19 protein-coding genes and 1 riboswitch are annotated in these 18,809 nt (G+C 40.1%); of the genes, 9 read left to right on the plus strand and 10 right to left on the minus strand.

The annotated features are described in order from the left end of the window. Positions 1 to 19 precede the first annotated feature (19 nt). The 7 genes from nth to rsxA form a co-directional block, all read right to left on the minus strand. Positions 20 to 655: an endonuclease III gene (nth, locus tag C9J40_RS04215; protein WP_107245887.1), complete on the minus strand. Its 636-nt coding sequence runs from the start codon at positions 653 to 655 to the stop codon at positions 20 to 22. A 152-nt stretch (positions 656 to 807) separates the two neighbouring features. Further along, positions 808 to 1,506 (minus strand): electron transport complex subunit E, encoded by a 699-nt coding sequence (locus tag C9J40_RS04220; RefSeq protein WP_107206148.1) that lies wholly within the window; start codon positions 1,504 to 1,506, stop codon positions 808 to 810. A gap of 1 nt (position 1,507) precedes the next feature. Beyond that, positions 1,508 to 2,140 (minus strand): electron transport complex subunit RsxG, encoded by a 633-nt coding sequence (rsxG, locus tag C9J40_RS04225; protein WP_107206149.1) that lies wholly within the window; start codon positions 2,138 to 2,140, stop codon positions 1,508 to 1,510. A 14-nt stretch (positions 2,141 to 2,154) separates the two neighbouring features. Next, positions 2,155 to 3,201, minus strand: coding sequence for an electron transport complex subunit RsxD (gene rsxD / locus C9J40_RS04230; RefSeq protein ID WP_107206150.1), 1,047 nt, complete (start codon positions 3,199 to 3,201; stop codon positions 2,155 to 2,157). A gap of 2 nt (positions 3,202 to 3,203) precedes the next feature. Further along, a complete protein-coding gene (rsxC, locus tag C9J40_RS04235; RefSeq protein ID WP_107245889.1) occupies positions 3,204 to 5,780 on the minus strand; it encodes an electron transport complex subunit RsxC in 2,577 nt (858 codons plus the stop codon). A 2-nt stretch (positions 5,781 to 5,782) separates the two neighbouring features. Further along, positions 5,783 to 6,367 carry an electron transport complex subunit RsxB gene (rsxB, locus tag C9J40_RS04240; RefSeq protein WP_105059814.1) on the minus strand — a complete coding sequence of 195 codons (585 nt, stop codon included), beginning with the start codon at positions 6,365 to 6,367 and terminating at the stop codon, positions 5,783 to 5,785. Continuing rightward, on the minus strand, positions 6,367 to 6,948 hold the full coding sequence (gene rsxA / locus C9J40_RS04245) for an electron transport complex subunit RsxA (RefSeq protein WP_045083337.1): 582 nt from the start codon (positions 6,946 to 6,948) through the stop codon (positions 6,367 to 6,369). The genes rsxB and rsxA overlap by 1 nt, the downstream gene beginning before the upstream one ends. Before the next feature lie 395 nt (positions 6,949 to 7,343). On the opposite strand from rsxA, the gene pepE reads away from it, so the two are divergent. The 4 genes from pepE to C9J40_RS04265 all read left to right on the plus strand — a co-directional run bounded on the left by pepE (position 7,344) and on the right by C9J40_RS04265 (position 13,475). Further along, positions 7,344 to 8,081, plus strand: coding sequence for a dipeptidase PepE (gene pepE / locus C9J40_RS04250; RefSeq protein ID WP_107245890.1), 738 nt, complete (start codon positions 7,344 to 7,346; stop codon positions 8,079 to 8,081). Between the two features lie 1,161 nt (positions 8,082 to 9,242). Further along, a complete protein-coding gene (uvrB, locus tag C9J40_RS04255) occupies positions 9,243 to 11,270 on the plus strand; it encodes an excinuclease ABC subunit UvrB (RefSeq protein ID WP_107206153.1) in 2,028 nt (675 codons plus the stop codon). A 402-nt stretch (positions 11,271 to 11,672) separates the two neighbouring features. Then, a complete protein-coding gene (gene luxO / locus C9J40_RS04260; protein ID WP_107206154.1) occupies positions 11,673 to 13,115 on the plus strand; it encodes a quorum-sensing sigma-54 dependent transcriptional regulator LuxO in 1,443 nt (480 codons plus the stop codon). After that, positions 13,116 to 13,475: an Hpt domain-containing protein gene (locus tag C9J40_RS04265; protein WP_107206155.1), complete on the plus strand. Its 360-nt coding sequence runs from the start codon at positions 13,116 to 13,118 to the stop codon at positions 13,473 to 13,475. On the opposite strand, the gene yvcK is transcribed toward C9J40_RS04265, so the two are convergent. The 3 genes from yvcK to C9J40_RS04280 all read right to left on the minus strand — a co-directional run bounded on the left by yvcK (position 13,437) and on the right by C9J40_RS04280 (position 15,460). Further along, positions 13,437 to 14,333 (minus strand): uridine diphosphate-N-acetylglucosamine-binding protein YvcK, encoded by an 897-nt coding sequence (yvcK, locus tag C9J40_RS04270; RefSeq protein ID WP_107245893.1) that lies wholly within the window; start codon positions 14,331 to 14,333, stop codon positions 13,437 to 13,439. The two genes, C9J40_RS04265 and yvcK, sit on opposite strands and share 39 nt — an antisense overlap. Before the next feature lie 111 nt (positions 14,334 to 14,444). Then, a complete protein-coding gene (locus tag C9J40_RS04275; RefSeq protein ID WP_107206157.1) occupies positions 14,445 to 15,020 on the minus strand; it encodes an LON peptidase substrate-binding domain-containing protein in 576 nt (191 codons plus the stop codon). Between the two features lie 212 nt (positions 15,021 to 15,232). Further along, complete coding sequence (locus tag C9J40_RS04280; RefSeq protein WP_107206158.1) at positions 15,233 to 15,460, minus strand: hypothetical protein; 228 nt, start codon at positions 15,458 to 15,460, stop codon at positions 15,233 to 15,235. 184 nt (positions 15,461 to 15,644) lie between these two features. Next, a riboswitch (molybdenum cofactor riboswitch) is annotated at positions 15,645 to 15,813 on the plus strand. On the opposite strand from C9J40_RS04280, the gene moaA reads away from it, so the two are divergent. The 5 genes from moaA (at position 15,787) to C9J40_RS04305 (ending at position 18,744) form a co-directional block, all read left to right on the plus strand. Continuing rightward, positions 15,787 to 16,791, plus strand: a complete 1,005-nt coding sequence (gene moaA / locus C9J40_RS04285) for a GTP 3',8-cyclase MoaA (RefSeq protein WP_158259265.1) — start codon at positions 15,787 to 15,789, stop codon at positions 16,789 to 16,791. Its footprint overlaps the riboswitch before it by 27 nt. 90 nt (positions 16,792 to 16,881) lie before the next feature. Further along, positions 16,882 to 17,361, plus strand: a complete 480-nt coding sequence (moaC, locus tag C9J40_RS04290; RefSeq protein ID WP_005368821.1) for a cyclic pyranopterin monophosphate synthase MoaC — start codon at positions 16,882 to 16,884, stop codon at positions 17,359 to 17,361. Then, the gene (gene moaD, locus C9J40_RS04295; protein ID WP_107206160.1) at positions 17,358 to 17,603 is read left to right on the plus strand and encodes a molybdopterin synthase sulfur carrier subunit; all 246 of its coding nucleotides are present in this window, start codon (positions 17,358 to 17,360) and stop codon (positions 17,601 to 17,603) included. The genes moaC and moaD overlap by 4 nt, the downstream gene beginning before the upstream one ends. 3 nt (positions 17,604 to 17,606) lie before the next feature. Continuing rightward, a complete protein-coding gene (moaE, locus tag C9J40_RS04300; RefSeq protein ID WP_105059821.1) occupies positions 17,607 to 18,050 on the plus strand; it encodes a molybdopterin synthase catalytic subunit MoaE in 444 nt (147 codons plus the stop codon). A gap of 529 nt (positions 18,051 to 18,579) precedes the next feature. After that, complete coding sequence (locus C9J40_RS04305) at positions 18,580 to 18,744, plus strand: hypothetical protein (RefSeq protein ID WP_199187014.1); 165 nt, start codon at positions 18,580 to 18,582, stop codon at positions 18,742 to 18,744. Positions 18,745 to 18,809 lie beyond the last annotated feature (65 nt).

Consider the following 18,809-nt stretch of genomic DNA (forward strand, 5'->3'; position numbering starts at 1 on the left):
GAATTAAATTTGTTATTAATCAGATGTCTACCTTATCTTTATACTCACAGAGGTCCTCGATTAGGCAGCTGCCACAGCGCGGTTTTCTTGCAATGCAGGTATAGCGTCCGTGTAAAATTAACCAATGGTGAACATCAACTTTAAATTCTTTTGGCACAACCTTTAAGAGTTTCTCTTCAACTTGGTCGACGTTTTTCCCCATGGCAAATTTAGTTCGATTACAAACTCGGAAGATGTGAGTATCTACTGCAATTGTCGGCCATCTAAATGCCGTATTTAAAACAACATTTGCGGTCTTTCGACCAACTCCAGGTAGTGCTTCTAATGCTTCTCGGTTTTCTGGGATCTCGCCATTATGTTTATCTAAGAGAATACGGCAGGTTTTAATGACATTTTCTGCTTTAGAATTAAATAACCCAATGGTTTTTATATATTCTTTAACGCCGTCAACGCCTAAGTCGTAAATAGCTTGAGGGGTATTAGCAACAGGATAAAGCTTGTCGGTTGCTTTATTTACGCTGACATCGGTAGCTTGAGCTGAGAGTAATACCGCAATCAATAACTCGAAAGGCGTGCTCCAATGAAGCTCTGTTTCCGGGTGTGGGTTTTCAGCGCGTAAACGTTCAAGAATTTGGACGCGTTTTTGATTATTCATTTTCTATTCCAAATAAGGCTTATTGCAATATAAGTAGGGAGTGACAGAGTGAGCATCTGTCATTGCAATTAAGCATTTTACTATTCCATTATTTTGTCGCGATATGTAATAAAAAGAAACCCAATAAGTATGATACTTATTGGGTTTGATCTTTAGTCTACGCTAGTGACGCGAGCACGTTCAACCGTTGGCTTTGATGCTTCTTTAGGCTGTTTTTGTTGACGGCGTTTATCAATTACATTTTTGGCCGCAATCATCAAACCGACACCAAGAAAGGCACCCGGTGGTAACATTGCAAGCAAGAACCCTGAATCAAAATGGAATACTTGGATTCGTAAAACTGATGCCCAGCTACCTAGTAGGCGATCAGCACCATCAAATAAGGTTCCTTTGCTCAATAGTTCTCGCATTGCGCCCAGAATGAATAGCGCAGATGTCATGCCTAACCCCATCCATAAACCATCGAGTACTGCTGGTAATGGTGCATTTTTAGAGGCAAAGGCTTCAGCGCGACCAATGATAATACAGTTGGTTACAATCAAGGCGATGAAGATCCCTAATGATTTGTATAAACCAAAAGTAAAGGCATTCATCAATAACTGTACGCAGGTTACGAGTGAGGCAATGATCATTACAAACACTGGAATACGGATCTCAGAGGGTACCCAGTGACGAATTAAAGACACAATTAAGTTTGAGCCTATCAGTACTAAAGTCGTCGCAAGTCCCAAACCTAAAGCATTTGTCACCGTTGATGAAACGGCAAGTAAAGGGCATAGGCCGAGAAGCTGAACAATGGTCGGGTTATTTAGCCATAAGCCATTTGCCATTAACTCTTTATTAGTTGTCATATCACTCACCTGCACAATCAAGTGGTTGGTTGATGATTTTATCCTGGTTTTGATCCCAGTATAACGAAATATTTTTTACTGCTTTGACGACGGCTCGCGGTGTTATGGTCGCACCTGTGAATTGATCAAATTCACCACCATCTTTACGTACTTTAAATGATGGGTCGTTATCACCATTTACCCGCTTACCATTAAAGCTGTAAATCCAGTTACTAACAGTGGTTTCAATTTTATCACCCAATCCTGGAGTTTCGTTTTGTTGTAATACACGAACGCCAGTGATCACGCCATTCATGTCTAAACCAACAATAATTTTAATTGCGCCGCTATAACCGTCAGGCGCAATCCCTTCAATTGCCACACCAACAGGCTTATTATCTTTTTTAGCGATATAAGCAGGCATCTGAGCCAATGTACCTAAACGCTTATGATCTCTTACTAAAGTACAACTTTTGTAGAGTAAGTTATCGTGGCTTGCTACGGGAATCACTTGGTTTAGAGTATCCAGTAACTGTACCCGCTGCTGCTCTGCTATACGATCTTCTGTTAGGTAGTTCGTCAGGGCTACTAGCGCTGTCGCTAAACACGCAAAAGTGGCAAGAATAGCACCGTTTTTTTTCATTGCATTAAACATGGCTGCTCTCTTAATTAGTGCCCGTAAGTACGAGGACGAGTGTAGTAATCAATAAGTGGTACACATAAGTTACCCAGTAAAACGGCAAAGGCAACGCCATCTGGGAAGCCACCCCATGTGCGGATCAGATAAATCATGACACCGATAAAGCTACCAAAAATTAAACGGCCTTTTACCGTCGTTGATGCTGTTACTGGATCGGTGGCAATAAAGAAAGCACCTAACATGGTTGCACCTGAGAATAGGTGCAACAACGGAGAGCCAGTCGTATCAGGATGAACAATGTAAACAAGGCTACTGATCACAAATAGTGACGTTAGCATAGCAACAGGGATATGCCATTGAATAACACGAAGCTTTAATAAGATTAAACCACCAACAAGGAAGCCCATGTTAATCCACTCCCAGCCAATACCTGCAATCGCGCCGTAAACAGGTTTTGTCATTGTTTCAGCCGTTGTAAACCCTGTGTGTAACGCTGTTTTTAGTGTATCTAGCGGTGTTGCCATCGTGTAACCATCAACTGACATTTTCAGTTGTGGAACACTAAATCCATCTTGAGTAAAGCCAGTAAAGATTGCATAAATACTATCCATAAAGTTAGCTGGTTGTGCACTCAATGATGCTGGTGGTAACCAGGTTGTCATCTGTACTGGGAATGAAATGAGCAGTACGACATAAGCAATCATCGCGGGGTTAAAGAGGTTTTGTCCCATACCGCCATAAAGGTGTTTTGCAATGACTATCGCAAAGAAAACACCAATAACCGTTAACCACCAAGGTGCTAATGGTGGGATTGATAAACCAATTAATACGCCAGTAAGCAGAGCTGTATTATCCCTTAAATAAGGTACAACAGGACGTTTACGCAGTTTTACAATAATCGCTTCAAATATGATTGCAGAAATAGATGCTAATACAATTTGGATCAGAGTACCGAAACCAAAGAAGTAGCATTGAGCAATAACGCCAAATACCGAGCATAATATAACTGTACGCATAATAGCGCTGGTGCTTCGGCGGTTATGGTCATGGGGTGAACTGGCAATATTAAACGCCACGGTTAATCTTCCTCAATGTTTTGTTGTTCTTTGGCGGCTTGTTGTGCCGCTTTTCTTGCTTTAGCGCGAGCGACGGCAGCAGCAACAGCGGCTTTTTTCGGATCAACGTTTTCAGCTTCAACTACAGGTTCTGGTGTTGATTCTGCTTGTGCCTCTGCTTGTTGTGCGGCTTTTCTTGCTTTAGCACGAGCGACGGCAGCAGCAACAGCGGCTTTTTTCGGATCAACGTTTTCAGCTTCAACTATAGATTCTGGTGCTGATTCTGCTTGTGCTTCTGTTTGTTGTGCGGCTTTTCTTGCTTTAGCACGAGCGACGGCAGCAGCAACAGCGGCTTTTTTTGGATCAACGTTTTCAGCTTCAACTACAGGTTCAGGTGCTGATTCTGCTTGTGCCTCTGCTTGTTGTGCGGCTTTTCTTGCTTTAGCACGAGCCACGGCAGCAGCAACAGCGGCTTTTTTCGGATCAACGCTTTCAGCTTCAACTTCAGATTCTGGTGTTGATTCCGCTTGTGCTTCTGTTTGTTGTGCGGCTTTTCTTGCTTTAGCGCGAGCCACGGCAGCAGCAACAGCGGCTTTTTTCGGATCAACGTTTTCAGCTTCAACTACAGGTTCAGGAGCTGATTCTGCTTGTGCCTCTGCTTGTTGTGCGGCTTTTCTTGCTTTAGCACGAGCGACGGCAGCAGCAACAGCGGCTTTTTTCGGATCAACGTTTTCAGCTTCAACTTCAGATTCTGGTGTTGATTCCGCTTGTGCTTCTGTTTGTTGTGCGGCTTTTCTTGCTTTAGCGCGGGCGACGGCAGCTGCGACAGCATCTTTTTTACTGTCATTTTCAGCAGCGGTTTGGTTATTTGCTGTAGCTTCTTTTTCAGCCTTACGTTCACGAGCTTGACGCTTACGCTCTTCACGTAATTTCGCCATTTCACTGTTATCTGGCAGGCTTTCTGAAGTTGCACCTTGTGCTGAAGCTGCTTGTTTTGCTTTTGCTTTTGCAATCGCTGCTGCAACAGCCGGTTTCACTTCTGCTGTATCTGCTTTAGCGGCTGCTGCTTGTTTGGCTTTTACGCGGGCAATAGCGGCAGCGACTGCATCATCACCCCCAGTTTTCGCCATTTCATCACGACGAGAATCAGCCGCTTTTTTAAAGCGGTTTTCACGTTCAGCCTTATCACGTTCCATGCGTGCTTGTTTGGCTTCAAAGCGTTGGCGAGCTCGTTCTGCATTCATTTCATCTTGGCTACGTGCCCAGATCTCAGCTTTTGCTTGGCGATAGTACTGAACAAGAGGGATCTCACTTGGACAGACATATGCACAAGCACCGCACTCAATACAATCTTGCAGATTATATTCTTCACACTTGTCGTAATTTTGATCCTTGGCGTACCACTGTAATTGCTGTGGGAGCAATGATGATGGGCAAACATCCGCACAAGCAGAACAACGGATACATGCCATTTCATAGGTATGTAATGGGAGTTCTTTGCGTTTTGGTGCCAAAATACAGTTTGTTATTTTGGTGATCGGTACATTGGAATGTGGGAGTGTAAATCCCATTAACGACCCACCAATGATCACACGAGGATGTTTTTTATCGGCTTTATAACCAAACTTATCTAACAAGTAGGCAATCGGCGTACCTAACATAGCAAAAACATTACCACGTTTCTTAAAGGCTTCACCGGTTAGCGTAACAACACGCTCAATTAGTGGTTCACCGTCGATAATGGCGCGTTTAATTGCAAAAGCAGTACCTATGTTTTGCATGATAACGCCAACAGAAGTTGAACGTGACTGACTTGGTACTTCTCTGCCTGTTAAAATTTTAACTAACTGCTTTGAGCTACCAGATGGATATTTTGTTGGTACAACACGTATCAGAATGTTGTCTGCTTCGGTGACATGCTGCTCAAGGGCTTTAATCGCTTCAGGTTTGTTATCTTCAATACCGATGATTGTTAGCTTTGGGCTAATAATATGGCGAAGAATACGAACCCCTTCGATCACTTCTTCAGCATAATCGCGCATGAGTCGGTCATCGGCAGTAATATATGGCTCACACTCAGCCGCGTTGATAATTAAAATATCAACATTACCTAAACCGCCTTGAAGTTTTCTTGCGGTAGGGAAACCAGCACCACCTAATCCAGCGATACCACTCAAACGGATTGTTTCGATCAGTTCTGCGGGATCACGATCTTGATAATCGGCATAGGTTTTTTTCTCTCCCCAAGTATCGGTGTGATCTGGGTGAAGAACGATACATAAATCGCTTAAACCTGAAGGGTGAGCAGTCGTACGTTGTTCAATGGCTATTACTGTACCAGATGTAGGCGCATGAACAGGGACACACATTGCAATGTCACCTTGTGTTAGAGCTTGACCTTTTTGTACTTTGTCACCAACAGCAACAATAATGTCACCTTTAGAACCAATATGCTGCTTAAGTGGTAAAACGAGTTCTTGTGGAATGCCAGCACTAACGATAGGTGCTTGATTTGAGATTTTTTTATTTTCAGCGGGATGAATACCGCCGTGGAAATCCCACAACTTACCTTGTTTAATTTGCTCAATGATAGATAGCATAACTACGACTCTACCTTTTCTGTACTCGGTGCATCACTGATATTTACGATTGGAATTTGGTTTAGTTGCCATTTCCAATTATCAGGCGTTTCTTTAACTGGGATCATTTCGATACAGTCAGTAGGGCAGGGAGCAACACAGAGATCGCAACCTGTACATTCGTCTTTGATAACCGTATGCATAGATTTAGTGCCGCCAACAATGGCATCGACAGGGCACGCTTGAATACATTTAGTACAGCCAATGCACATATCTTCATGAATAAATGCGACTTTTTTAATGTTTTCTTCTGTACCTTGGGTTGAATCAGGAACATCAACACCCATCAAGTCAGCTAATTTTTCAATAGTAACTTGACCGCCAGGAGGACACTTATTGATCACATCGCCATTGGCAATCGCTTCTGCGTAAGGGCGACAGCCAGGATAGCCACATTGACCACATTGGGTTTGCGGAAGAATACTGTCGATTTGTTCAACAATAGGATCGGCTTCAACTTTAAATTTAACCGAAGCAAACCCAAGAATTAGTCCGAAAATGGCAGCCAGAATAACGATGGCAATGACTGCGATAAGGATCCCACTCATTACAATTTCACCAATCCAGTAAAGCCCATAAATGCAAGAGACATTAGCCCCGCGGTGATCATCGCAATGGATGCGCCTTTGAATGGCTCAGGTACATCAGCGGCAGCAATGCGTTCACGCATAGAAGCAAATAAAACAAGCACAAGTGAGAAACCCACTGCAGCACCAAAACCATAAATAACGGATTCAATAAAGTTATGACGCTCATTTACGTTTAATAAGGCGACACCTAACACCGCACAGTTAGTGGTGATAAGTGGTAAGAAAATACCTAATAAACGATAAAGCGTTGGGCTTGTTTTATGTACGACCATTTCTGTGAATTGCACAACAACGGCAATGACTAGAATAAAGCTTAGTGTGCGTAGGTACTGAATCCCTAATGGATCCAAAATGTAAGTTTCAACAAGATAAGCACAAACAGAAGCAAGCGTCAGCACAAAAGTGGTTGCTAAGCCCATTCCAATAGCTGTTTCTAATTTTTTAGATACGCCCATAAATGGACATAAGCCTAAAAATTTAACGAGTACAAAGTTGTTAACCAACACAGTACCAATAAGTAATAGGAGGTATTCAGTCATACCGGCTTCATTATTATTAAAAGAGATCTAAACATTATCTGATTTTGTTGGCGTTATAACAACTCCTGTGGTGTAGGGTTTTAGTGATTATTGTGTTTTTCATAAAGATAGATCATGAAATATAAGTTTTTAATTTAGTTACTACGGCTTTGTTTAGCTGTGCGATCAAAAAACACCCACTGCATATGATGTAGAAGTTATCAGTTTTTGGTTTTGTGTTTATTAATTGTTATTTGACTGTATGCCTTAGCCAGAAAGCTTGTGATGATGAGTTAAGTTTTCGCAAAATATGTTTGGATAGCTTGTAAAGCCGTTTTAAACCTCGTTTTATGTAAGGGCACTTGTGATCATCGTGTGAGATGATGGCATCATTGAATGAGCATAGGATAGATGTGATGGATATTTTATTATTGAGTAACGGTAAAATTGCAGGTAATACCCATGTAATGGAATTTGCGGGTGATGCAATTGTTGAGCAAGTTAAGCGAACTGGCGCTAAACATTTTCTTGTTATTCCTTATGCTGTGATTCGATCGAGTCATGATGATCGTGTGGCGATGGTACAAGCGACATTTGATCGTTTAGGTATTGATTGTGTTGCAACAGGTATTCATCAAGCAGCCGATCCAGTTAAAGCCATTGAGGAAGCTGAAGGAATTATTGTAAGTGGTGGTAATACATGGGTTTTAAATAAAAAGCTTCATGACTTAGGTTTAGTTGGACCGTTACGTAAGGCGGTATTAGCGAAAGGTATTCCCTATATTGGTTGGAGTGCAGGTACCAATATTGGTTGCCCAACTATTCGTACCACTAACGATATGCCGATTGTCACCAGTGCAGTGCTAAGCTCACTTAACTTTGTTCCTTTCCAAATAAACCCGCATTATCTAGAAGCGTCGGTTGAAGGTCATATGGGAGAAACCCGTGATGAGCGTATTCAAGAGTTTTTAGAAGTGAATAAGCATGAGCCGGTTGTGGGGATTCCAGAAGGAACATGGCTGCAGTTATTAGATGGAAAGTTAAGCTACCACACAGCAAATGGTAAGCCATTAAAGCTATTCCAGTATGGCGTTGAGCCTGTTTATTTTGAGGAAGGGCAAGATATTCAATTTATGATGGAATATAGCTGTTAATACATCAGACAATATTCTACTAAAGAAAAGCCAGCGTTATGCTGGTTTTTTTATAGTGGTTATGTGGAAGGCTTTCATTTTACAAAATTGCTCCCAGATGCTTATAAAATAATTCTTGATTTTTAGAATAGTAGATTTGACCAGTGTTTAACTTAGTTATCCACAAAAACTGTGGATAAGTGTGTTGATTTCATCTTGTAAACGTATTGGAGAGTGGTAGTTTGCATTCATCACTTTGTTATGTTTGAGAGGGATGATGATAAAAAGGTACTAATTTCAAATACTATTATTGACTAGATGCATATCTATAAGAGCTATTGTTAAGCAGACAGATATTACTGATGGTTGCTTTTCATTGAGCTAAAAAATTGAACAGAATAGGTATAAGCTGTGGATGTAAACGTTAATGTTTAATTGTTTTTTAAAGGTTAACGGTATGAAGCTTAGATGTTTCTTTGAAGGGGAGAGCATAATACGTGTTACAACATGGTCGGTCAATTGATCTGGATTCATTTTTCTGCTTTATATTAATATTTAGGTAATAATTTCATAAAAAGAGATAAAAAAAATCATATATTTTTTAATTTTTTTGCTCATTGTGAAATTCACCATTTAATAATATTAAATACAATATTGTTATTAATTAATGAGTTATGGTTTTATTTCTGCGGTGGTAAACATCAAGATTCTGAAATTCAGAACGACATATAAGCCTGGCTTATTTATCCTTCATTTATATTCACGTGGTAACTTTTACCTTGCCCGCCCTTCGCTTTATGATTCATTCCACATTAAGTTCCTGGATTCGAGTCAGGCATTTAAACTTATGATTTAAGATAAGGGTACTTAATGCCTACACGTCAAATTTAGCTTAACGTTTTGCTTATAAGTTGAGTTAGCTTTTTACAATATAATGTTGTTTGCTTCAATATTAGTTAGTTAAGACCCAAAGGGGGCTATTTACAGACTGTTGTAAATAGTTGTGGTCTTTTATTCTGTGAGTCATGTTTGGTGTTCAAACTCTTAGTATTCACTTAACTAATATTGAAGCTATTTTTTTATCTGCAATTTAGTTTCTTCATCTCAAGTATTTCCAGTAGTTGACATTACTAATGGTCTATCCACAATGTAAACAGTAATTTATTGCTGGATATGTAATTTATGAGCGACTTATTTTCTCTTGCTTCTGAATATTCACCATCAGGCGATCAACCTACCGCTATTGCTCAATTGGTTGATGGTTTAGATTCAGGACTAGCGCACCAAACGTTACTTGGCGTAACAGGTTCAGGTAAAACTTTTACCGTGGCTAATGTTATTGCCCAAGCTAATCGACCGACTTTGATCCTTGCACCAAATAAAACGTTGGCAGCACAGTTATATGGTGAGATGAAAGAGTTCTTTCCAAATAGTGCTGTAGAATACTTTGTATCCTACTATGACTATTACCAGCCCGAAGCGTATGTGCCTACAACGGACACATTCATTGAAAAGGATGCGTCGGTTAATGCGCATATTGAGCAGATGCGACTATCAGCAACCAAAGCATTAATGGAACGACGCGATGTTATTATTATCGCTTCTGTGTCTGCGATCTATGGTTTGGGTGATCCTGATTCTTACCTAAAAATGATGCTACATGTTCGGCGTGGTGATTTTCTTGATCAGCGTGACATTCTTCGTCGTCTGGCTGAGTTGCAATATACCCGTAATGATATGGCCTTTGAGCGCGGTACTTTTCGAGTTCGTGGGGAAGTGATTGATATTTTCCCTGCAGAGTCAGAAAAAGAAGCGATTCGTCTTGAGTTATTTGATGATGAAGTGGAATGTATTTCATCCTTTGATCCCCTGACTGGCAGTATCACGCATCGTGATATGCCGCGTACTACTATTTACCCTAAAACACACTATGTGACGCCACGAGAGAAAATCTTAGACGCGATTGAAGGGATAAAAAAAGAACTGGTTTTGCGCAAAGAGCAGTTTTTAGGAAACAATAAACTCGTCGAAGAGCAGAGAATTAGTCAGCGCACACAATTCGATATTGAAATGATGAATGAGCTAGGTTTTTGCTCTGGTATTGAAAACTACTCACGTTATCTTAGTGGGCGTGCTGAGGGTGAGCCACCACCAACATTGTTTGATTACTTACCTGCTGATGGCTTACTGATCATTGATGAATCACACGTAACTGTGTCGCAAATTGGCGCGATGTACCGTGGTGATCGCTCTCGTAAGGAAAACTTAGTTGAATATGGATTCCGTCTTCCTTCTGCGCTTGATAACCGACCGATGAAGTTTGAAGAGTTTGAATCGTTAGCGCCTCAAACGATTTATGTGTCAGCCACACCGGGTAATTATGAGATTGAAAAGTCGGGTAATGATATAGCAGAGCAGGTGGTACGCCCAACGGGATTACTTGATCCTGAAATTGAAGTACGCCCTGTTGGTACACAAGTGGATGATTTGCTTTCTGAAATACATATTAGAGAGAAAAAAGGTGAGCGAGTATTAGTTACAACCCTTACTAAGCGTATGGCAGAAGATCTCACTGAGTACCTTACAGAGCATGGTGTGAAGGTGCGTTACTTACACTCTGATATTGATACCGTAGAGCGGGTGGAAATTATTCGCGATTTACGATTAGGTGAGTTTGATGTGCTAGTGGGCATTAACTTATTGCGCGAAGGGTTAGACATGCCCGAAGTGTCATTAGTTGCGATTCTAGACGCTGATAAAGAAGGTTTTTTGCGATCTGAACGTTCATTAATACAGACGATTGGTCGAGCTGCTCGTAATATAGAGGGTAGAGCGATTCTGTATGGTGACCGTATTACAGGTTCAATGGCGCGTGCAATTAACGAAACCCAGCGACGTCGTGAAAAGCAAATTGAATATAACCTTGAGCACGGTATTACACCTCAAAAGTTGAATAAGAAAATTGGTGACATTCTTGAATTAGGCGCTCCAAGTTCACGAGGAAAGTCGCGAAATAGAGCGGCAGATCTTCACAAAGTGGCAGAAAGCAAAGGAACGTATTCAGCGCTTTCGCCACAAGAGCTCGAATCACAAATTCAAGTACTGGAAAAACAAATGTACGACTTTGCACAAAATCTTGAATTTGAACAAGCGGCAGAAACACGCGATAAGATCCATAAACTAAGGCAGCAATTTATCGCCAATAGTTAATTGGTTATTGGCTATTTTTCTTGTGGATCTTGAATTTTAGGTAAAAAAAAGCCAACCGATAAAAAAGGTTCGGTTGGCGTCATTGTTTTAGTGAAAAAAATCCACAAACAACGTCAGTTGGCTAGGTTGACTCTTAAATTAAGAGTCACGTTATATAAAGCATGTAGTGTGCCAACTTTTAAAAGTCGTATTTTTTTATACAATCCAGCGTGTTTTCTGTCTTTGGGTAGCACTTATTTGCTTGCGCCACAGCACAAATAAAAACAAATATTCGCAATTTGCGAATCAATTTGCGAGTCAATATGAGATAATTGAAAAAAAAGAAATCTATCCCCCATATTTTTTTCTATTGATTACAATTAGTTTAAGGGGCTTGTTTTAGGAGGAGCAATGGAGAGCAGAATGCAGCAACGCCAAGTATTAATGGTTGAAGATACAGCGTCAGTTGCGGCCTTGTACAAATCTTACTTAAACCCTCTTGGACTTAATGTAAGCATTGTTGGTACAGGGAAGGAAGCACTGAGCTTTATTCAAGATATAATTCCTGATCTAATTTTATTAGATCTCCGTTTACCTGATATGACGGGAATGGAAGTGCTTGAACGTGTGAGAAAAGAGCACGGTAATGTTCCTGTTGTAATAATGACTGCACATGGTTCGATTGATATAGCGGTTGAAGCTATTCGTTATGGCGCACAAGACTTTTTAATTAAACCTTGTGAGGCTGATCGATTACGAATTACGGTAAACAAAGCGCTTAAAGCCGAAAGTAAATCGAATACCAGTACTCAATCCAAGCAATCAGATGGAGCACAATACCAAGGATTTATTGGTAATAGTTTACCAATGCAGGCGGTATATCGCGTTATTGAATCTGCAGCTTCAAGTAAAGCGACGGTATTTATCACGGGTGAAAGTGGTACGGGTAAAGAAGTGTGTGCAGAAGCGATTCATGCAGCCAGCCCACGTCATGATAAACCGTTTATTGCTCTAAACTGTGCTGCTATACCTAAAGATCTCATTGAAAGTGAATTGTTTGGCCATGTAAAAGGTGCCTTTACAGGAGCTTCAACGGAGCGACAAGGTGCCGTTGAAATGGCACATCATGGTACGCTAATGCTTGATGAGCTATGCGAAATGGATCTTGATTTGCAAAGTAAATTGCTACGATTTATTCAAACTGGAACCTATCAAAAAGTCGGTTCATCAAAAATGAGTAGTGTTGATGTCCGTTTTGTTTGTGCAACTAACCGAAACCCTTGGGAGGAAGTGCAAGAAGGCAGATTTCGAGAAGATCTTTACTACCGTTTACATGTTATTCCTATCTCTTTACCGCCGTTACGGGAGCGTGGCGGAGATATTATAGAGATTGCTCATGCATTATTAGGTTTGATGTCGTTGGAAGAAGGTAAAAGCTTTAGTCGTTTTTCTGAGCCAGTTTTACGGTTATTTGAGTCCTACTCTTGGCCTGGTAATGTACGTGAATTACAAAATGTGATCCGTAATATTGTGGTTTTAAATACTGATGATGAAGTCAAACTTGAAATGGTTCCGCCGCCTATTAATTCAATTAACGGTGTAGAAATTGCATCTTATCCTAAGGCTCTACCTGAGAAAGTACAGAGAGAAAGCCTTGCTGATGAATCTATTTATTCACATGATCATCATAAAAATAAAATTGAGCCGCTCTGGGTTGTAGAAAAAAGAGCGATACAATGGGCGATTGATGCTTGCGATGGCAATATTCCAAGAGCCGCAGGCTTACTAGAAGTCAGTCCATCAACGATATATCGTAAATTGCAATCTTGGCAAGACACTAATACCAGTGCTAGGGAGATGGATTAAATGCCAACAACGATAAATTCTGAGACAATTAAACGCCTTGCTGATGAAGTTGGTGAGGACACCGTGTCATTGCTATTAAATGTTTTCAGTGATGAATTAGAACAGTATTCAAAGCAATTATCGGCACATCCTTCCGTTGATCAAATTGGCGAAATTAGCCATGCAATAAAAAGTAGCGCCGCAAGTTTTGGCGCGGACGATTTAGCATTAATGGCACAAGAATGTGAATATCGAGTAAAACAAGGACAAGATGATTGGATGATTGACCATTTGCCTGAATTTAGACAAATGGTCGAAGGTATGGTGGTTGAATATAAGCAACTAGCAGGAAACAATGAGCTTATCAACCGCATGCTTTAACTTGTCTCGGTCATGTCTCCACTCATGATTACTGGATGCAAGATCTTCAATTTGCAGATTAAATTTATTGTTTAAATCTGTATGAAGTTTATCGGTCAAGATTGTATCTATCTTGCGTCCATTCATTGCTCTTTCACACCAATGTAACATGGTCTCTAGTGACATTTTCCCAGCAGGACCATGTTCCTTATCTAGGTTAGTAATAAACACGATTTGTGCGTTACTGTTTTTTAACGCGATACCTAAATCACGTAACAGTAAGATAGGCATAACGCTTGTTAAGAAACTACCAGGGCCGAGTAATATCAAATCAGCTTGATTGATTGCGTTTAAAGCTTCTTTTGTTGCCGGCACTGCGGGCTCAAGATAAAGACGTTTAGGTACTTCTTGTAATTCATCAACACTGGTTTCACCATTTATAATCTCGCCACTGTAGGTAATGGCAGCGAGATCTGATGGGTGTTCTGACATTGGAATGATCTGAGTTTCAACATTTAGCATATCTCGGATCAGATTAATGGCATCAAGTGGGCGAATCGAGAGGTTATCTAATGCTGTAAGCATTAAGTTACCGAGGTTATGACCATTCAACTCACCATTACCTTTAAAACGGTATTCAAAAATCATCGAACCAATCGATGGCTCTGTAATTAATTGATTAATACAGTTACGCATATCGCCCCAAGCAATACCGCCTTGGCAAGCTCTAATACGACCCGTTGAACCACCATTATCGGTTGTTGCGACAATACCCGTTACTTTTGAACCGTAACAAGAAAGCGAGGATAAGATCCGTCCTAGGCCATGACCGCCACCGATGGCAACAATATTCTTTTTCAATTTATCTGCCTTAAGTATAGTGTTGGCTTTTTAATATTGCTTATAAGCGTTCAGGTTATCAAAAAATGTATTGTATTGTATTGCATTTTTTGCTGTGTAAATTACCTGTGGTATCTCACTTAAAATAGATTAGTGGCTTGTTTTAATCATACTCATTAAATAATCGTAAGTATTCAAACAGGTTGGCTTATTGAGTAAATGCTGCTTATCGATAGTAGGTAACGGTAATATTTCTAACCAACGTTGACATAACCAGCTGAGGTTATTGAAGTCTTTGGATTTGTATAGCTCATCAAGATCAGGGAATTTTTCAAACATTTTCTTCAGCCGAATCGCAAGTAATTGTTGCTCTTTATTGATTGCGATTTCTTCCCAGCAGGGTAAAGGCGTCGTTTCTCCCCAAAAAACACCATCGGTTGTTTGTTTTATCGACTGGATCTTAAAGTTATTATGACCTGAAACGGTGAGTTTTATAAACGGGGAGCCTTGCTCTTGGTTGAAATCATCAATCGTGACACGAGTACCGATATGAAATAAATGTTGAGCTTCCTTTCGATTGCTATACATACAAATACCTAACCCATCTTTTGAAGCGAGTGCCGCTTTCAAGGTAGGTGTTTGATCGACTGGCGAGATATAGATTTGCATCCGACCAGTAGGAAGAACATGGCGCTTTTGAAAAAGTAGCGGTAATACTTTAGCCATAAGGAACTCCATAGTAAGATTAGCAATGCCTAGCTATGTAGACAATGCAAAACTAATGCCGACTAAAAGTTAAGGCGTTCACGTGGCTTTATCATTGAGTTCATGAGCTTTTAATCAAAGTGTGTCTGCTCTTGACTTAATTTTAAGTTAATCAAGCTTAATGTTGATTGCAGTTTGAAAATCAACATTTGCAAAATAACATTAGTTCAGTGTTATTTTTGACGCTCAATTATTGATAATGCCGTGTCGGTAGGAAGCAGTTCTAAATGCCCTAACTCATCAAAATACCAACCTTTTATGAGCCCTTTATCACGCATATCTATAAAACCATCAATGACTTGCTGAGCAGCATTTTGTGCTGACTCTGCATCAATACCGTCTTCTCGCTGTAAATAGAGAGCGATATCTTCGATTGAAGCCGATTCCATTATATTTGCCATAATACCCTCACTTTTATTGGTAAATTGTGGCTTAAATTATTAACTAGTATTGTCGTGATCTTACTCGAAAGGTAGAATACAGAGTGTTTTTTTCCAATATTTGTCAAATACGGAAAAACTCTGATACTTTTATATTAAGAAATGCTGTTGTGTAATATTATTTCAAGGAATGATTTGCTTTGCATAACTGCCATAACTCCGAGCATTTTTCACTAAGTTACTAAGTGATGTTGGACATTATATATACGTCCAAAAGTTGATAGGTGATTAATGCCAGTGACGATTTGTCACCAGGGTTTATTTAGAAATGAATTGACCTCCCGTATTTGGAAAGGTGTTCCGTGGCGAAACAATTAGAAGATAGTTTCCATCGTAAGTTTTACTACTTGCGACTCTCTGTTACAGATGTCTGTAACTTCAAATGTACCTATTGCTTGCCAGATGGCTATCATCCAACAGAAAAGAAAAAACCTTCTTTTCTAACATTGGATGAGATTCAGCGAGTTGCATCAGCGTTTGCTGAGTGTGGCACCAGTAAAATACGTATCACAGGTGGTGAGCCGAGTTTACGTCGTGATTTTACTGATATCATCAAAACGGTAGCTGAAATTCCTGGGATCAATAAAGTAGCGACAACCACTAATGGTTATCGTATGGCTAAGCACGTCCACGAATGGCGCGATGCTGGCTTAACGCATATCAATGTGAGTGTTGATAGTCTTGATCCTAAAATGTTTTATCAAATTACCGGTGAGAATATGTTCCATCAGGTAATGGATGGCATTGATGCGGCTTTTGATGCTGGCTTTGAGCAAGTTAAAATCAATACGGTACTTCTTAAAGACCTTAATTCACAAGAGTTACCTAAGTTTTTAGAGTGGATTAAAACTCGCCCAATTCAATTACGTTTTATTGAATTGATGCAAACTGGCGAAATGGACAGTCTTTTTCAAAATCATCACCTTTCAGGGGTGAGTATTCGTAATCATTTGATCGCTAATGGTTGGCTACTGAAAATAAAAGGTAGTAATGATGGCCCAGCACAAGTTTTTTGTCACCCCGATTATATGGGCGAAATTGGCTTGATCATGCCTTACGAAAAGAATTTCTGTCAAAGCTGCAACCGTTTACGAATTTCTGCGAAAGGCAAATTACATCTTTGTTTGTTTGGTGAACAAGGTGTTGAGTTGCGTGATTTACTGGCAAGTGATGATCAAAAAGAATTATTAATTGCACGTATTCAAGCAGGGCTAGGTGAAAAAGCGGTAAGCCATTTCTTGGATGAAGGCAAAACAGGTATGACGCCAAACCTAGCATCCATTGGCGGTTAATTCTGTCTACTTTTCCTAATTTTAGAGAACCTAGTTGAGATAAATATCTCTACTAGGCTTCGTATCGCTTCGTTGAGGAACGATTAAATAATGAATCAATTTACACACATTAATGCATCAGGTGAAGCCAACATGGTTGATGTTTCTGCTAAAGCGGAAACCGTTCGTGAAGCACGTGCAGAAGCTTTTGTTCATATGGCAGCAGAAACGTTAGAGCTGATTGTGTCAGGTCAGCATCATAAAGGTGATGTGTTCGCAACAGCGCGCATTGCTGGCATTCAAGCGGCCAAAAAAACATGGGATCTGATCCCACTTTGTCATCCGTTGCTACTTTCGAAAGTTGAAGTACAGTTAGAAGCGATTCCAGCTGAAAACAAAGTCCGTATTGAGTCTTGCTGTAAGCTAGCGGGTAAAACGGGTGTAGAGATGGAGGCATTAACTGCTGCTTCTGTTGCTGCATTAACGATTTATGATATGTGTAAAGCGGTACAAAAAGATATGGTGATTAGCCAAGTGCGTCTGCTAGAAAAAACAGGCGGTAAATCAGGTCACTTTAAGGTAGAAGCATGATTAAGGTTCTCTTTTTTGCTCAAGTAAAAGAGCTTGTAGGTACAGATAGCCTTGAAATTGATATGGTTTATTCTACAGCTGATGCGCTACGTGAAGCATTGGCAACACGTGGCGATAAATGGCAATTGGCATTAGAATCAGGCAAGTTACTTGTTGCTGTCAATCAAACTATTTGTTCACTAGATACGCCATTAACTGATGGTGATGAAGTCGCATTTTTTCCACCAGTAACAGGGGGATAAGTGATGATTTCTGTTCAGTTTGATGATTTCTCGGTTGCTGATGAATACGAAAAGTTAGCAGAAGGCACAGAAGCTGGTGCCGTTGTAACTTTTATCGGTAAAGTACGTGATTTTAATCAAGGTGATGCTGTGACGGGACTATCTTTAGAGCATTATCCTGGAATGACGGAAAAATCGCTTCAAGAGATCGTTGATCAAGCACACCAACGTTGGCCATTGCTTAAAACACGTGTCATTCACCGTGTAGGTGATTTGGCATTAGGTGATCAGATTGTGTTTGTGGGTGTAACAAGTGCTCACCGTGGCGCAGCTTTTGAAGCGTGTGAGTTCATCATGGATTTTTTAAAAACCCGTGCACCTTTTTGGAAAAAAGAACAAACACCAGAGCAAAGCCGTTGGGTGGATGCTCGAGAAACGGATACATCAGCCGCTGATCGCTGGAAATAGCAAATGAATAAAAGAAAGGAGCCGCAAGGCTCCTTTTTTTTACTTATAAAGCAGTAGATGGTTCTAGGTTATTGCGATTGATCATTCTTCTTGTTTTTATCACGTGTTATCACGCTAGATGGTACATAATTAGGGCGAAAACGTGATGGGCTTGGGCGTGACGCACAACCTACTGGTCTCATAGAATACTCTTTAAAATGGAATTAAGTGGGTTATTCTTTAATATTTTTTAAATAAAGCATAAATACTTTACATTAATAATATTACCCCTCTTTTTTATGTTTTGTATGTAAAATCATGGATAAACATGTCGATATAATAAAACTATCTATCAGTGAAATTGTTAATCATTTTTAGTTATTTAAAAATAAGAAATAAAGTTTTATGGCAGATTAGAGGCGAACTGTGTAGATGTGTGCCATATTTTAAATGCGGTTAGTTATTAAATAGAAATTAGTTGCTGGTGTTAGACCAAGCAGGATAAGTGGTAATTGAGGTCTACTGGCATAGCTTGACAGCGGAGGGTTCAATGAAGCACAGACGCGTATCTAATAAAAAAATGAAACAAATTATGCATGATATTGGTATGACAGATCAGCCAGAGGATAATGAGTCGCAATTGTTATTAGAGCAAAGAGAGCAATCAGTAAGTGACGATAAACAATTGATTCAGTTAGATAGCGAAAATAAGTAATTTCCCCATATTTCCTATAATAGTTGAATAAAAAAGCATCGATAGTATCGATGCTTTTTTGTGCG

The sequence above is a fragment of the Photobacterium sp. GB-72 genome (assembly GCF_003026095.1).
Lineage (GTDB): Bacteria > Pseudomonadota > Gammaproteobacteria > Enterobacterales > Vibrionaceae > Photobacterium.

What these genes read in the sequence shown, in the direction of transcription:
- uvrB (WP_107206153.1), top strand. Translation starts at nt 9,243, where the DNA reads ATGAGCGACTTATTTTCTCTTGCTTCTGAATATTCACCATCAGGCGAT.
- moaE (WP_105059821.1), top strand. Translation starts at nt 17,607, where the DNA reads ATGATTTCTGTTCAGTTTGATGATTTCTCGGTTGCTGATGAATACGAA.
- C9J40_RS04220 (WP_107206148.1), bottom strand. Translation starts at nt 1,506, where the DNA reads ATGACAACTAATAAAGAGTTAATGGCAAATGGCTTATGGCTAAATAAC.
- nth (WP_107245887.1), bottom strand. Translation starts at nt 655, where the DNA reads ATGAATAATCAAAAACGCGTCCAAATTCTTGAACGTTTACGCGCTGAA.
- moaC (WP_005368821.1), top strand. Translation starts at nt 16,882, where the DNA reads ATGAATCAATTTACACACATTAATGCATCAGGTGAAGCCAACATGGTT.
- rsxC (WP_107245889.1), bottom strand. Translation starts at nt 5,780, where the DNA reads ATGCTATCTATCATTGAGCAAATTAAACAAGGTAAGTTGTGGGATTTC.
- pepE (WP_107245890.1), top strand. Translation starts at nt 7,344, where the DNA reads ATGGATATTTTATTATTGAGTAACGGTAAAATTGCAGGTAATACCCAT.
- rsxA (WP_045083337.1), bottom strand. Translation starts at nt 6,948, where the DNA reads ATGACTGAATACCTCCTATTACTTATTGGTACTGTGTTGGTTAACAAC.
- rsxG (WP_107206149.1), bottom strand. Translation starts at nt 2,140, where the DNA reads ATGTTTAATGCAATGAAAAAAAACGGTGCTATTCTTGCCACTTTTGCG.
- C9J40_RS04280 (WP_107206158.1), bottom strand. Translation starts at nt 15,460, where the DNA reads ATGGCAAATATAATGGAATCGGCTTCAATCGAAGATATCGCTCTCTAT.
- C9J40_RS04275 (WP_107206157.1), bottom strand. Translation starts at nt 15,020, where the DNA reads ATGGCTAAAGTATTACCGCTACTTTTTCAAAAGCGCCATGTTCTTCCT.
- C9J40_RS04265 (WP_107206155.1), top strand. Translation starts at nt 13,116, where the DNA reads ATGCCAACAACGATAAATTCTGAGACAATTAAACGCCTTGCTGATGAA.
- rsxB (WP_105059814.1), bottom strand. Translation starts at nt 6,367, where the DNA reads ATGAGTGGGATCCTTATCGCAGTCATTGCCATCGTTATTCTGGCTGCC.
- moaD (WP_107206160.1), top strand. Translation starts at nt 17,358, where the DNA reads ATGATTAAGGTTCTCTTTTTTGCTCAAGTAAAAGAGCTTGTAGGTACA.
- luxO (WP_107206154.1), top strand. Translation starts at nt 11,673, where the DNA reads ATGCAGCAACGCCAAGTATTAATGGTTGAAGATACAGCGTCAGTTGCG.
- C9J40_RS04305 (WP_199187014.1), top strand. Translation starts at nt 18,580, where the DNA reads ATGAAGCACAGACGCGTATCTAATAAAAAAATGAAACAAATTATGCAT.